The organism is Sedimentibacter sp. B4 (genome assembly GCF_000309315.1).
GTDB lineage: Bacteria > Bacillota > Clostridia > Tissierellales > Sedimentibacteraceae > Sedimentibacter > Sedimentibacter saalensis.
This window is the reverse complement of record NZ_CANG01000539.1, coordinates 1-342: the sequence shown is the minus strand read 5'-3', so window position 1 is coordinate 342 and position 342 is coordinate 1. Positions and strand designations below refer to the sequence as shown.

The window sequence follows — 342 nt, the reverse complement described above, 5'->3', positions numbered from 1 at the left end:
CCGGGGAGCCGGTGCCGACGAACTGGGCCTGGGTCATCGGCTCACTCGGACGGGCTGGGCGGAGGCGCCAGCGGTGCCGTCGTGACGACGCGGTGCTCGCGAGCGAACGGGAACCGCTGCAGGAAGCGGCTGGGCAGGGCTGCGAGGAGGATCCCCCACCACCGTGAAGGTGATCAGCTTGTCCAGCGGATCGGACAGCAACCCTTGCAGGGTGGTCGAGGCGAGCAGCGACTGGCCCATCGCCTGGAACGCACCGACGATCGCACCGGTGCCGCCGCCCGTGGCCCCACCGAAGACGAACGCGGAGATCGGGGCCGACACGACCGCGGCCGCCACGCCGGA

1 pseudogene is annotated in these 342 nt (G+C 72.2%); it reads right to left on the bottom strand.

What is annotated here, in order from left to right:
• Positions 1 to 33: 33 nt before the first annotated feature.
• Positions 34 to 342, bottom strand: a pseudogene (locus BN358_RS26605) (ECF transporter S component); the annotation flags it as partial.